The 13260-nt window shown below is 73.6% G+C and carries 11 protein-coding genes; 10 read left to right on the top strand and 1 reads right to left on the bottom strand.

Annotated features, from left to right (window positions below):
• The first annotated feature begins 1 nt into the window (after position 1).
• The 8 genes from bioD to HEK131_RS11670 all read left to right on the top strand — a co-directional run bounded on the left by bioD (position 2) and on the right by HEK131_RS11670 (position 10142).
• Positions 2–721: a dethiobiotin synthase gene (gene bioD / locus HEK131_RS11705; RefSeq protein ID WP_244334755.1), complete on the top strand. Its 720-nt coding sequence runs from the start codon at positions 2–4 to the stop codon at positions 719–721.
• A gap of 192 nt (positions 722–913) precedes the next feature.
• The gene (locus HEK131_RS11700; protein WP_432215622.1) at positions 914–1768 is read left to right on the top strand and encodes an ABC transporter ATP-binding protein; all 855 of its coding nucleotides are present in this window, start codon (positions 914–916) and stop codon (positions 1766–1768) included.
• 5 nt (positions 1769–1773) lie between these two features.
• Positions 1774–4338, top strand: coding sequence for an ABC transporter permease (locus HEK131_RS11695; protein WP_244334752.1), 2565 nt, complete (start codon positions 1774–1776; stop codon positions 4336–4338).
• A gap of 206 nt (positions 4339–4544) precedes the next feature.
• Positions 4545–6236, top strand: coding sequence for a DEAD/DEAH box helicase (locus HEK131_RS11690; RefSeq protein ID WP_217460571.1), 1692 nt, complete (start codon positions 4545–4547; stop codon positions 6234–6236).
• A gap of 75 nt (positions 6237–6311) precedes the next feature.
• The gene (locus HEK131_RS11685; RefSeq protein WP_244334750.1) at positions 6312–6737 is read left to right on the top strand and encodes a GNAT family N-acetyltransferase; all 426 of its coding nucleotides are present in this window, start codon (positions 6312–6314) and stop codon (positions 6735–6737) included.
• A 162-nt stretch (positions 6738–6899) separates the two neighbouring features.
• On the top strand, positions 6900–8252 hold the full coding sequence (locus HEK131_RS11680) for a hemolysin family protein (protein WP_244334748.1): 1353 nt from the start codon (positions 6900–6902) through the stop codon (positions 8250–8252).
• Positions 8249–9262, top strand: a complete 1014-nt coding sequence (locus HEK131_RS11675) for a hemolysin family protein (protein ID WP_217460568.1) — start codon at positions 8249–8251, stop codon at positions 9260–9262. The genes HEK131_RS11680 and HEK131_RS11675 overlap by 4 nt, the downstream gene beginning before the upstream one ends.
• Positions 9263–9341: 79 nt before the next feature.
• Positions 9342–10142 carry an SGNH/GDSL hydrolase family protein gene (locus tag HEK131_RS11670; protein ID WP_244334747.1) on the top strand — a complete coding sequence of 267 codons (801 nt, stop codon included), beginning with the start codon at positions 9342–9344 and terminating at the stop codon, positions 10140–10142.
• A gap of 45 nt (positions 10143–10187) precedes the next feature.
• Here the strand turns inward: HEK131_RS11670 and HEK131_RS11665 are convergent, their stop codons facing one another.
• On the bottom strand, positions 10188–11126 hold the full coding sequence (locus HEK131_RS11665; protein ID WP_244334745.1) for an NAD-dependent protein deacetylase: 939 nt from the start codon (positions 11124–11126) through the stop codon (positions 10188–10190).
• Between the two features lie 140 nt (positions 11127–11266).
• On the opposite strand from HEK131_RS11665, the gene purB reads away from it, so the two are divergent.
• The gene (gene purB, locus HEK131_RS11660; RefSeq protein ID WP_217460565.1) at positions 11267–12709 is read left to right on the top strand and encodes an adenylosuccinate lyase; all 1443 of its coding nucleotides are present in this window, start codon (positions 11267–11269) and stop codon (positions 12707–12709) included.
• A 53-nt stretch (positions 12710–12762) separates the two neighbouring features.
• On the top strand, positions 12763–13248 hold the full coding sequence (gene mug, locus HEK131_RS11655; RefSeq protein ID WP_244334743.1) for a G/U mismatch-specific DNA glycosylase: 486 nt from the start codon (positions 12763–12765) through the stop codon (positions 13246–13248).
• Positions 13249–13260 lie beyond the last annotated feature (12 nt).

The following is a 13260-nucleotide window of genomic DNA, read 5'->3' as shown; positions in this document are numbered from 1 at the left end:
CATGCCGGTACTGGTGATCACGGGGACGGGCACGGAGATCGGCAAGACGGTGGTGACGGCCGCCGTGGCGGCGTCCGCCCTCGCGGCCGGCCGCTCGGTGGCGGTGCTCAAGCCCGCCCAGACGGGCGTACGCCCGGACGAGCGCGGCGACGCCGACGAGGTGGCCCGCCTGGCGGGCGCGGTGACGGCCCGCGAACTGGCCCGCTACCCCGACCCGTTGGCCCCGGCCACGGCCGCCCGCCGCTCCGGCCTCCCCCCGGTCCACCCGCACGACGTGGCCGAGGCGGCGGCCAAGCTCGCCACCGAGCACGACCTCGTCCTGGTCGAGGGCGCCGGCGGCCTGCTCGTCCGCTTCGACGCGGAGGGCGGCACCCTGGCCGACGCGGCGGCGCTCCTCGGCGCCCCGGTCCTGGTCGTCGCCCCGGCGGGCCTGGGCACGTTGAACTCCACCGAGCTGACGGCGCGCGAACTGCGTTCCCGCGAACTGGAGTTGGCCGGTGTGGTGATCGGCTCCTGGCCGGCCGGCCCCGACCTGGCCACCCGCTGCAACGTGGCCGACCTGCCGGAGGTGGCGGGGGCGGGGCTGCTCGGCGCGGTCCCGGAGGGCACGGCCCGGCTCACCCCGGCCGAGTTCCGCAGGCAGGCACCGGCGTGGCTGGCGCCCCGGCTGTGGGGGACGTGGGACGCGGAGGGGTTCCGGAGGCGGGAGGGGGCGGGGTAGGGACGGCTGACGGCGCACACCCGCGCTTCGGTCGGGCCGGAGCCATCGCGCGGGCGGCTCGCCCCGTGACCGGTACGGATCGCTCCCCGCTCACCCCGCGACCGCGTACAGATCGCTCCCCGCTTGCATCCGCCGCTCCGCCGATTGCCGAACACCGTTTCAGGTGTGGTTCGGGTCACACTAGGCTCGGCCATGGCCAAGGAGTCGGAACGTCGAGGCGACGGGGAGACCATCTTGTTCACATCTGCTGCTCAGGACGCGCCGGGTGCTGTGCCGGGTGACGGGACGGTGGCCCGTGCCCGGGGGCTGACGAAGGCGTACGGCACCGGCGAGACGGCCGTGATCGCACTGGACTCGGTGGACGTGGACATCGCGCGGGGGCGGTTCACCGCCGTGATGGGGCCCTCCGGGTCGGGCAAGTCCACGCTGATGCACTGCCTGGCGGGGCTGGACACGGTCTCGGCCGGTCAGGTGTGGCTCGGGGACACCGAGATCACGGGGCTGAAGGACGGCGAGCTGACCAGGCTGCGCCGGGACCGGATCGGGTTCGTCTTCCAGTCGTTCAACCTGATCCCCACGCTGACGGCGGCCGAGAACATCACGCTGCCGATGGACATCGCGGGCCGCACGCCCGAGCCCGGCTGGGTGGACCAGGTGATCGACCGGCTGGGTCTGCGTGACCGCCTCGGGCACCGCCCGGCGCAGTTGTCCGGCGGCCAGCAGCAGCGCGTCGCGTGTGCGCGGGCGCTGGCCTCGCAGCCGGAGCTGATCTTCGCGGACGAGCCCACCGGCAACCTGGACTCCCGCTCGGGTCTGGAGGTGCTGGGCTTCCTGCGCAGCGCGGTGGACGACCTCGGGCAGAGCGTGGTCATGGTGACGCACGACCCCGGCGCGGCCGCCCACTCCGATCTGGTCCTCTTCCTCGGTGACGGCCGGATCGTGGACCGCATGGAGCGGCCCACGGCGGACGCCGTGCTGGAGCGGATGAAGGCGTTCGACGTGGTCCGGGGCCGGCTCGGCGACGACGCCGTGGCACAGGAGGACTGAACCCCGTGCTCAAGGCGACTCTGCGCAGTTTCCTCGCGCACAAGGGGCGGCTGGCGCTCTCCGCGCTGGCCGTCGTGCTGTCCGTGGCGTTCGTCTCGGGCAGTCTGATCTTCTCCGACACGGTGACCCGTACCTTCGACCGGCTGTTCGCCTCCACGGCGGCGGACGTGACGGTCGGACCGAAGCAGGACCTGCGCTCCCCGGTGCCCGGCGGCGCGGTGCAGACGGTGCCCGCGGACCTCACGGACCGGGTGGCGAAGGTCCCCGGTGTCGCGTCGGCGCACGCGGACGTGTCGGTGCAGAACGTCACGGTGATCGACAGCCGGGACAAGTCGGTCGGCCCGACCACCGGCGCCCCGACGATCGCCACCTCCTGGTATGTGACCGACCGCAGCCCGGTGGAGCTGACCTCCGGTCACGCGCCGCGCGGTGCGGGCGAGGCGCTGCTCGACGCGGACACCGCGAGCAAGAAGCATGTACGCGTCGGCGACGCGCTGACCGTGCAGGCGCAGCCGGGGACGTTCCGGGTGCGGGTCGTGGGCATCGCCACCTTCCGGACCACCAACCCCGGCGCGGCGCTGGTCTTCCTGGACGGGGCCACGGCGGGACGGCAGTTGCTCGGTTCGGCGGACCGGGCCACCGCCATCTCGGTGGACGCCGCGCCGGGTGTCACCGACCCGGAGCTGAAGGGCCGGGTCGGTGCCGCGATCGGCGGCGGCTACGAGCTGAAGACCGCCGCCGAACAGGCCAAGTCGGCCGCGGCCGACCTCGGCGGGTTCCTCGACGTGATCAAGTACGTGATGCTGGGCTTCGCCGGGATCGCGGTGCTCGTCGGGATCTTCCTGATCGTCAACACGTTCTCCATGCTGATCGCGCAGCGCACCCGTGAGCTGGGCCTGCTGCGGGCGCTGGGCGCGGACCGACGCCAGGTGCGGCGCTCGGTGCTGCTGGAGGCGCTGCTGCTCGGGGTGGTGGGCTCCACGCTGGGGCTCGCGGCCGGGATCGGGCTCGCGTACGGGCTGATCCGGCTGATGAGCCTGTTCGGGATGAACCTGAAGGCCGCGGAGATGGTGATCGGCTGGGGTACGCCGGTCGCCGCGTACGTGGTCGGTGTCGGCGTCACGTTCGTCGCCGCGTATCTGCCCGCCAGGCGGGCGGCGACGGTGTCGCCGATGGCGGCGCTGTCGGACGCCGAGATCGCCGGGGTGGACAAGCCGCTGACGGGCCGGGCGGTGGCGGGCGGGGTCATGGGCGTGGCCGGGGCCGCGGCACTGGCCGGATGCGTGGCGGCGACGAAGACCGCTCCGGCGGCCTCGCTGCTGGCGCTCGGCGTGGTGCTGACGCTGATCGCCGTGGTCATCGCCGGGCCCCTGCTGGTGCGGCCGGTGATCCGGGTGCTGGGCGGCGCCTTCCCGGCGCTGTTCGGTTCGGTGGGCCGGATGAGCCAGCGCAACGCGCTGCGCAACCCGCGCCGTACGGGCGCCACGGCGGCCGCGCTGATGGTGGGACTGGCACTGGTCGGCGGGATGTCGGTGGCCAGCGCCTCGATGTCGGCCTCGTTCGACCGGCAGATCGACCGCACGCTGGGGGCCGACTTCATCGTGCAGAGCACCAACTTCACCCCGTTCAGCGACGAGGTGCGGCGCACGGTGCTGGGCACCGAGGGGGTCGGGCTCGTCGTACCGCAGCGGATCACGCCGCTCGCGGTGCGGATGCCGGACGGCAGACGGGTGCAGACGGCCGCCGCGGCCTACGGGCCCCGCCTGGACGACGTCGTGCACCTCACGTACGCGCGGGGCGGCACCGGGTCCGCGCTGGCGGACGGGCGGCTGGCGATGGACGCGGGGTTCGCGCGGGAGCACGGCGCGCGGGTCGGCAGTGTGCTGCCGGTCGAGTTCCCCGGCGGACGCGTGGCGCGGCTGACGGTCGGCGCGCTCACCAACCTGGAGTCGCCGGAGGGCTTCGGCACGCAGGGCGGCATCTTCCTGGGACTCGGCACGGTGGACGAGTACGTCCCCGGCGGCCAGGACTCGGTGCTCTACGTCGACGCGGCGCCCGGCACCGACGCGGCCGCGCTGCGGTCCTCCCTGGAGTCGGCGCTGAAGTCCTACCCGCAGCTCCAGGTCCGCGACCAGGCCGACTACAAGAAGCTGGTGCACGACCAGATCTCGGTGCTGCTGTTCCTGGTGTACGCGCTGCTCGGGCTGGCGATCGTCATCGCGGTGCTCGGCGTGGTCAACACGCTCGCGCTGTCGGTGGTGGAGCGCACCCGTGAGATCGGGCTGCTGCGGGCGATCGGGCTGAGCCGCCGGCAGTTGCGCCGGATGATCCGGCTGGAGTCGGTGGTGATCGCGGTGTTCGGCGCGGTCCTCGGTCTCGCGCTGGGACTGGTGTGGGGCGTGTGCGGTCAGCAGGTGCTGGCGCTGCGCGGGCTGAAGGAGCTCCAGGTGCCCTGGGGCACCATCGTCGCCGTGGTCATCGGCTCGGCGGTGGTGGGCGTGGTGGCGGCCCTGCTCCCGGCGCTGCGGGCCTCGCGGATGAACGTGCTGGCCGCGATCGCGCACGAGTGATCCTGCCCCGGTCCGGTGGCGGGTTTCCCCTGGGCACGGCACGGTATAGATGGTCCGTACCGCGTGATCTGCAAGGGGGCGCGTCCCGGCGCGGACTTCGGGCTCGCCTGCGGGCCCGCGCGTCTTCCGGGCCGGGCCCGGCCGGCCACCAACCCTTGGACCCCGTGTCCGGGGCACCGCGTCCCCAGCCGGAAGAGGGATGCGTCATGACGACCAACTCCAGCGACGGGCAGGTCGGCTTCGCCGATCTCGACCTGGCCCCCGAGATCCAGCGGGCGCTGACCGCGCTCGGCTACGAGGAGCCCACCCCGATCCAGCAGGAGGCCATCCCGCCCCTGCTGGAGGGCAACGACCTGCTGGGGCAGGCGGCCACGGGCACCGGGAAGACGGCCGCGTTCGCGCTGCCGGTGATCCAGCGCATCGCCCGCGAGGGCAAGGGCAAGGGACCCAGCGCCCTGGTGCTGGTGCCGACCCGCGAACTCGCCATCCAGGTCTCGGAGGCCGTGCACCGCTACGGCACCGACCTCGGCGTACGGGTGCTGCCGGTCTACGGCGGGCAGCCCATCGGCCGCCAGCTCCGCGAGCTCCAGCGCGGGGTGGACGTGGTGGTGGCGACGCCGGGCCGGGCCCTGGACCACATCGCGCGGGGCACGCTGCGCCTGGACGACCTGCGCACGGTCGTGCTGGACGAGGCCGACGAGATGCTCGACATGGGTTTCTCGGAGGACATCGACTCGATCCTGGAGAACGTGCCGGACGAGCGGCAGACGGTGCTGTTCTCGGCGACGATGCCCTCGCGGATCGACTCCATGGCCCGCAAGCACCTGAACGACCCGGTCCGGGTGCGGATCGAGCGGGAGGCCCCGGCACCCGGCGAGGCGCCGCGCGTGCGGGAGTCGGCGTACATCGTGGGGCGGGCGCAGAAGGCGGCCGCGCTGGGGCGGCTGCTGGACGTGGAGTCCCCGGAGGCGGCGATCGTGTTCTGCCGCACCCGTGACCAGGTCGACCAGCTCTCCGAGACCCTGAACGGCCGCGGCTACCGCGCCGAGGCGCTGCACGGCGGGCTGAGCCAGGAGCAGCGGGACCGGGTGATGGGCAGGCTGCGCGGCGGTACGGCGGATCTGCTGGTCGCCACCGATGTCGCGGCCCGCGGCATCGACGTCGAGCACCTCACCCACGTGATCAACTACGACGTCCCGTCGGCGCCGGAGTCGTACGTGCACCGGATCGGGCGGGTCGGGCGGGCCGGGCGCGAGGGTGTGGCGATCACGCTCGCGGAGCCGCGCGAGTCCCGGATGCTCAAGGCGATCGAGCGGGCGACGGGCCGCAAGGTCCCGCTGGAGAAGGTGCCCTCGGTCGCGGATCTGCGGGCCAGGCGGCTGGAGCTGACGCGGGCCGCGCTGCAGGAGAGCCTGCTCCAGGACGAGGACCTGGACCGGTTCCGGGTGGTGGTGGAGACCCTCGGGGACGAGTTCGACGTGATGGACGTGGCGCTGGCGGCGGTGAAGCTGGCCCACGAGTCGGGCGGCGCGGCGTTCGACGAGGAGGAGATCCCCGAGCTGGCGCCGAGGGACCGGGACCGGGACCGCGGCGACCGGGGCAGGGACCGGGACCGGGGGCCGCGCGCGCGGCGGCCCCAGCGGACCTCGCCGGGGATGACACGGCTGTTCGTCGGCGCCGGGCGCAGTTCGGGCGTGCGGCCGCAGGACCTGGTCGGTGCCATCGCCGGGGAGACGCGGCTGAGCGGGCGGGACATCGGGGCGATCGAGATCGCCGACCGCTTCTCGCTGGTGGAGGTGCCCGAGGAGGCGGCGGACGACGTGGTGCGCGCGATGCGCGGCGCCAACGTCAAGGGGCGCAAGGCCCCGGTGCGCCGGGAGCGCGACCAGGCACGCTGACAGGGGCGGGGCGCCCGGTCTCGCATGCCGGAAACTTACTGGCCTGCCTGCCGGGCGCTCTGCTTGGCTCGGATCATGAGCGATCCGTACATCCGGCACGCCACCGCCGGTGACATCGACGCCGTGCTGCGGTTCTGGGGCGAGGCCGCCGAGGGCACGAGCATCAGCGACGACCACGCCGGGGTGGCCCGGCTCATCGAGCGGGACCCGGAGGCCCTGCTCCTGGCCGAGCTGGACGGGGCCCTGGTGGGCACGGTCATCGCGGGGTTCGACGGCTGGCGTTGCTCGGCCTACCGGCTCGCGGTGCACCCCGGCCACCGGCGCCGGGGCCTCGCCAGGGCGCTGCTGGCGGCGGCGGAGGACCGGTTCGCCGCGCTGGGCGGGCGCCGGGTGGACGCGATGGTGCTGGTCCGCAACGAGAGCGCGCACCATGCCTGGCGCGCTGCGGGGTATGGGCCGGAGGAGAGATGGCGTCGCTGGGTCAAGCCGCTCACCGGCTGAGGCCCGACGCCGTCGCTTTGCTGATCCTTTACCATTGGGGCAGCATCTCGGCACTCGATGGAAAGGTCGTGAGCGTCCACCCATGGGCGAGCCTCCCGGTCCGCGCCACCGACATCGCGCGGTCCACCCCGTCCTGACCGATCCTGGGACGGAGGTGACCCGATGACCGAAGTGCTGCTCCTGCTGGTGGCGATCCTGCTCTCGCTCGCGTGCGGCGCCTTCGTGGCGGCCGAGTTCTCGCTGACCACCGTCGAGCGGGGCGAGCTGGAGCGGGCCGCGGCGAACGGTGAGCGCGGGGCGGCCGGCGCGCTGAAGGCCGTACGCAAGCTCACCTTCCAGCTCTCCGGCGCCCAGCTCGGCATCACCGTCACCAACCTGGTCGTCGGCATGCTGGCCGAGCCGTCCATCGCGGCCCTGCTCGCGGGGCCGTTCCGCGCGATGGGTCTCTCCCCCGCCGCGGCGAGCTCGGCCGCGCTGGTCCTGGGCACCGCGCTGTCGACGGTGTTCCTGATGGTGGTCGGCGAACTGGTGCCGAAGAACTGGGCGATCTCCTCGCCGCTGGCCGTGGCCAAGCGGGTGGGCACACCGCAGCGCTGGTTCAGTCTGGCCTTCCGCCCCTTCATCACGCACCTCAACAACACCGCCAACCGCGTGGTGCGCCGCTTCGGCCTGGAGCCCGCCGAGGAGCTGGCCTCCGCGCGCGGCCCGCAGGAACTGGTGGCGCTCGCCCGGCACTCCGCCAAGGCGGGCGCGCTGGAGCCGGACACCGCCGAACTGTTCGTGCGCACCCTGAACCTCGCCGACCTGACGGCGGAGAACGTGATGACCCCGCGCGTCCAGGTCGTCGCCCTCGACACCCTGGCCACCTGCGAGGACGTGTCGAACGCGACGCGGGCGACCGGCCTGTCCCGCTTCCCGGTCTACCGGGGCAACCTGGACTCGGTCGTCGGCGTGGCCCACATCAAGGACGTACTGGCGCTGCCCGCGGAGGACCGCCCCGTCCGCTCGGTCACCCAGATCATGCGCGAACCCCTGCTGGTCCCCGAGTCCCTGACCGTGGACCGGCTGCTGGACCGGCTGTCGGGCAAGCGCACCATGGCCGTCGTCATAGACGAGTACGGCGGTACGGCGGGCGTGGCCACCCTGGAGGACATCGTCGAGGAGGTCGTCGGCGAGGTCCGCGACGAGCACGACCCGCACGAGACCCCCGACCTGGCCCCGGCCGGCACCGACGACCAGGGCCGCGCCCTGTACTCGGCGGACGGCGCCGCCCGCACCGACCAACTGGCGCGGGTGGGCCTCAGGGTTCCCGAGGGACCGTACGAGACGCTGGCCGGGCTGGTCGCCACCAAGCTGGGCCGCATCCCGGAGATCGGCGACAGCGTCGAGGCCGACGGCTGGCGGCTGGACGTGGTGGACGCCTCCGGGCACCGGGCCGCTCGGGTGCTGCTGCACGCGCCGGCCGAGGGGTCGCACGGCAGGCACGCCGACGAGTCGACGGAGAGGGCGCGATGACCGCCGTACAGATCCTGATCGGTCTGGCGACCCTCGTCGTCAACGCGTTCTTCGTGGGCGCCGAGTTCGCGCTGATCTCGGTGCGCCGCTCGCAGATCGAGCCGCTGGCCCAGGAGGGCGACAAGCGGGCCCGGCGGGTGCTGTGGGGGCTGGAGCACGTGTCGGCGCTGCTGGCCGCCGCCCAGCTCGGCATCACGCTGTGCACGCTGGTGCTCGGTGTGGTCGCGGAGCCGGCCATCGCGCATCTGCTGGAGCCGGTGTTCCACGCGATGGGGGTGCCCTCGGGCGCCGGGCACGCGGTGTCCTTCGTGATCGCGCTGACCCTGGCCACCTATCTGCACATGCTGCTGGGCGAGATGGTGCCGAAGAACGTCGCGCTGGCCGAACCGGTACGCACCGCACTGCTGCTCGGTCCGCCGCTGGTGGCGCTGGCCCGCGCGCTGCGCCCGGTGATCTTCACCATCAACGCCTTCGCCAACGGCCTGCTGAAGCTGCTGCGGGTGGAGGCGAAGGACGAGGTCTCCGCGACGTTCACCGACACCGAGCTGGCCGAGATCGTCAAGGACGCCACCGAGGCCGGCCTGATCGACGGCCGGGCGCAGGAGCGGCTGCACGACGCCCTGGAGCTGGGCAGCCGCCCGGTCCGGGACGTGATCGTGCCGCTGGAGCGGGTGGTCTACGCCCGCGTCGGCGTCACCCCCGAGGAGCTGGAGCGGCTGTCGGCGGAGTCGGGTTTCTCCCGGTTCCCGGTGGTCGACGTGGGGCGCCGGATCGCGGGCTATCTGCATGTGAAGGACGCACTGGACGCCTCGCCGCGCGACGTGCCCTTCCGGCTGGGCGACATGCGGCCGATCGCGCGGGTGCGCGAGACCTCCCCGCTGGACGACGTGCTCACCGCGATGCGCAGCAGCCGGACGCACGTGGCGGCGGTGACCGGCGCGGACGGCAAGCTGGCCGGCCTGGTGACCATGGAGGACGTGCTGCGGGAGCTGTTCGGGCAGCCCGCCTGAGGGGCGCGGGGCCGGGCACGGGTACGGGTACGGGGGCACCGACCGGCGGGTATGGCGCCGGGATACCATCTCTGTCGCCATGCAGACGAATTCCACACCTCCCGCGTACACCAGCCTCGTCGCCGTCGGCGACTCCTTCACCGAGGGCATGTCGGACCTGCTGCCCGACGGCTCCTACCGGGGCTGGGCGGACCTGCTCGCGGCCCGGATGGCCGCCCGTACGCCCGGCTTCCGGTACGCCAACCTGGCGGTGCGCGGGAAGCTGATCCAGCAGATCGTCGACGAGCAGGTCGGCCTCGCGGCCGCGATGCGGCCCGACGTGATCACGCTGGTCGGCGGCCTCAACGACACCCTGCGGCCCAAGTGCGACATGGTCCGGGTACGGGACCTGCTGACCGAGGCCGTGGAACGGCTGGCGCCGAACTGCGAGCGGCTGGTGCTGATGCGCAGCCCCGGACGCCAGGGCCCGGTGCTGGACCGGTTCCGGCCGCGCATGGAGGAGCTGTTCGCCTGCGTGGACGAGCTGGCCGCCAAGCACGACGCGGTCGTGGTCGACCTGTACGGGGCGCCGTCGCTGGGCGACCCGCGCCTGTGGGACGTGGACCGGCTGCACCTGACCCACGAGGGGCACCGCCGGGTGGCGGAGGCCGTCTGGCAGTCGCTCGGCCACGACGCCGAGGACGCCGAGTGGCGTACTCCTCTGGCTGCCACCCCGCCGCCCGGCTGGCGGGCCCGCCGGGTCGCGGACGTCCGCTTCACCCGGCAGTACCTGCTGCCCTGGATAACCCGCCGCCTCACCGGCCGCTCCTCCGGGGACGGCCTCCCGGCCAAGCGGCCGGACCTCCTCCCGTACGAGCTGACGCACGAGGAACCGGCGTGACAGCGGCCCGGTGACGGAGCCGGGCCGCCGCTCTCGCCGCCGGGTTCAGGACGCGGGAACCCGGCCCTGCCCCGTCGCGTCGGCCCCGGCCGCCGCGTCTTCCTCCACGGGGATGCCGAGCCGGCCGGCGACGGTGGTGAGGGCCGTGCCCAGCGGGAGGGCGACCCGCGCGCGGGCGTGGACGTCGCCTCGGGTCGGGTCCAGGTTGACGACGAACACCGGCGTGCCGGCCTTGGCCGCCTGGCGGACGAAGCGGAGCCCGGACATCACCGTCAGCGAGGAGCCCAGGACCAGCAGCGCCGCCGCCTCCTCGACCAGCCCGCGGCAGTGCTCGACCCTCGGGGGCGGGACGGCCGCGCCGAAGAAGACCACGTCCGGTTTGAGGATGCCGCCGCAGACCGTGCAGGGCACCACCCGGAAGTCCCCGACCTGGTCGTCGGTGAGGTCGGCGTCGCCGTCCGGGTTGATGCCGGCCGCCACCGGGTCGAACCCCGGGTTCGCCTCCTCCAGGCGCCCGGCGAGGACGCGGCGCGCGCTGCGGGCGCCGCAGGAGAGGCAGACGACACGGTCGAGGCTCCCGTGGAGTTCCACGACGTCCTCGCTGCCGGCCGCCTGATGCAGGCCGTCGACGTTCTGGGTGATCACCCCCGAGAGCAGGCCGTGCCGCTCGAACGCGGCCACCGCCCGGTGTCCGGCGTTGGGGCGGGCCCGGCCGAAGGTGCGCCAGCCGAGGTGGCTGCGTGCCCAGTACCGGCGCCGGGCCTGGGCGCCGGCGGTGAAGTCCTGGTACGTCATCGGGGTGTGCCGGCTCAGGCTTCCGCCCTCGCCCCGGTAGTCGGGGATGCCCGACTCGGTGGAGATGCCCGCACCGCTGAGCACGAGCACCCCGCCCGCGCTCAGCGCCTCGGCGACCGGCTCCGGGTCGGTGATGCCCGGCGGCAGTTCCCCGCTCGGGGTCCAGCTCAACGTGGGACGCATGCGCATACTGCAAGAGTAGGGAACGCGCCGCGACTCCCCCGCGCGCCGTCCCCGCCCGCTCCGGCGCACGCACCGCGCGCCTCGTAGGTTCCTCCGAACCACCCCACGGCGCTGGCCTGCACGAATCGCCAGTACAATCCGTACACGTGACTTCAGCGCCCGCCAAGCCCCGCATCCCCAACGTCCTCGCCGGACGGTACGCCTCCGCCGAGCTCGCCACGCTCTGGTCGCCCGAGCAGAAGGTGAGGCTCGAACGGCAGCTCTGGCTCGCCGTGCTGCGCGCCCAGAAGGACCTGGGCATCGAGGTGCCGGACGAGGCGATCGCCGACTACGAGCGCGTCCTCGACACCGTGGACCTGGCCTCCATCGCCGAGCGCGAGAAGGTCACCCGGCACGACGTGAAGGCGCGGATCGAGGAGTTCAACGACCTCGCCGGGCACGAGCACGTCCACAAGGGCATGACCTCGCGCGACCTGACCGAGAACGTGGAGCAGCTCCAGATCCGGCTCTCCCTGGAGCTGGTCCGCGACCGCACGGTGGCCGTGCTGGCCCGCCTCGGCAGGCTGGCCGGCGAGTACGCCGAGCTGGTCATGGCCGGGCGCTCGCACAACGTGGCCGCGCAGGCCACCACCCTGGGCAAGCGCTTCGCCACCGCCGCCGACGAGCTGCTGGTGGCCTACGGCCGGGTGGACGAGCTGCTCGGCCGCTACCCGCTGCGCGGCATCAAGGGCCCGGTCGGCACCGCGCAGGACATGCTGGACCTGCTGGGCGGGGACGCCGCCAAGCTGGCCGAGCTGGAGCAGCGCATCGCCCACCACCTGGGCTTCGGCCAGGCGTTCACCTCGGTCGGCCAGGTCTACCCGCGCTCGCTCGACTACGAGGTCGTCACCGCGCTGGTCCAGCTCGCGGCGGCCCCGTCCTCGCTGGCCAAGACCATCCGGCTGATGGCCGGACACGAGCTGGTCACCGAGGGCTTCAAGCCGGGCCAGGTCGGCTCGTCCGCGATGCCGCACAAGATGAACACCCGCTCCTGCGAGCGTGTCAACGGCCTGATGGTGATCCTGCGCGGCTACGCCTCGATGACCGGTGAGCTGGCGGGCGACCAGTGGAACGAGGGCGACGTGTCCTGCTCGGTGGTGCGCCGGGTCGCGCTGCCGGACGCGTTCTTCGCGCTGGACGGCCTGCTGGAGACGTTCCTGACCGTGCTCGACGAGTTCGGCGCCTTCCCGGCCGTCGTCGCCCGCGAGCTGGACCGCTACCTGCCGTTCCTCGCCACCACCAAGGTGCTGATGGGCGCGGTGCGTTCGGGCGTGGGCCGCGAGGTCGCGCACGAGGCGATCAAGGAGAACGCGGTGGCCACCGCGCTCGCCATGCGGGAGCAGGGCGCCGAGCGCAACGACCTGCTGGACAAGCTCGCCGCCGACGACCGGCTGCCGCTCGACCGCGACCAGCTCGCGGCGCTGATGGCGGACAAGCTCTCCTTCACGGGTGCGGCCGCCGACCAGGTCGGTGTGGTCGTGGGCCGCATCGAGGAGATCGCCAAGCAGCGCCCGGAGGCGGCCGGTTACACCCCCGGAGCGATCCTCTGACCGGGTTCAGCCAGGCGGAACTGGAGGCCGCCCGCGACCGTCTCGTCCCCGACGTGATCGCGGACGGCCTCCATGTCCTTTTCTGCGGCATCAATCCGGGCCTGATGTCGGCGGCCACCGGCCACCACTTCGCCCGCCCCGGCAACCGCTTCTGGCCGGTGCTGCACCGCTCCGGCTTCACCCCGCGCCGGCGGGAGCCCGCCGAGGAGCGCGAACTGCTCTCCCACGGGCTCGGCATCACCAACGTGGTGGCGCGGGCGTCGGCGCGCGCGGACGAGCTGGCGCCCGAGGAGTACGTGGAGGGCGGCCGGCTGCTGGCCGCCAAGGTGGAGCGGTACGCACCCCGATGGCTGGCCGTGGTCGGGGTGACCGCGTACCGGGCGGCCTTCGACGACCGCAAGGCCCAGGTGGGCCCGCAGGAGCGGACGTTCGGGAGGACGCGGGTGTGGGTGCTGCCCAACCCGAGCGGCCTGAACGCACACTGGACGGCGGCCGGCATGGCGGAGGAGTTCGCCCGGCTGCGTGAGGCGGCCGCCTAGGGCGGCGGCCGC

The organism is Streptomyces seoulensis (genome assembly GCF_022846655.1).
In the GTDB taxonomy this organism is placed as follows: Bacteria; Actinomycetota; Actinomycetes; order Streptomycetales; family Streptomycetaceae; genus Streptomyces.
Note: the sequence above shows the minus strand (reverse complement) of the source record. Positions and strands in the feature narration are given on the sequence as shown.

Excerpts from the sequence above, each read along its gene's own strand:
- bioD (WP_244334755.1), top strand. The coding sequence starts at position 2 with ATGCCGGTACTGGTGATCACGGGGACGGGCACGGAGATCGGCAAGACG.
- HEK131_RS11700 (WP_432215622.1), top strand. The coding sequence starts at position 914 with ATGGCCAAGGAGTCGGAACGTCGAGGCGACGGGGAGACCATCTTGTTC.
- HEK131_RS11690 (WP_217460571.1), top strand. The coding sequence starts at position 4,545 with ATGACGACCAACTCCAGCGACGGGCAGGTCGGCTTCGCCGATCTCGAC.
- HEK131_RS11685 (WP_244334750.1), top strand. The coding sequence starts at position 6,312 with ATGAGCGATCCGTACATCCGGCACGCCACCGCCGGTGACATCGACGCC.
- HEK131_RS11680 (WP_244334748.1), top strand. The coding sequence starts at position 6,900 with ATGACCGAAGTGCTGCTCCTGCTGGTGGCGATCCTGCTCTCGCTCGCG.
- HEK131_RS11675 (WP_217460568.1), top strand. The coding sequence starts at position 8,249 with ATGACCGCCGTACAGATCCTGATCGGTCTGGCGACCCTCGTCGTCAAC.
- HEK131_RS11670 (WP_244334747.1), top strand. The coding sequence starts at position 9,342 with ATGCAGACGAATTCCACACCTCCCGCGTACACCAGCCTCGTCGCCGTC.
- HEK131_RS11665 (WP_244334745.1), bottom strand. The coding sequence starts at position 11,126 with ATGCGCATGCGTCCCACGTTGAGCTGGACCCCGAGCGGGGAACTGCCG.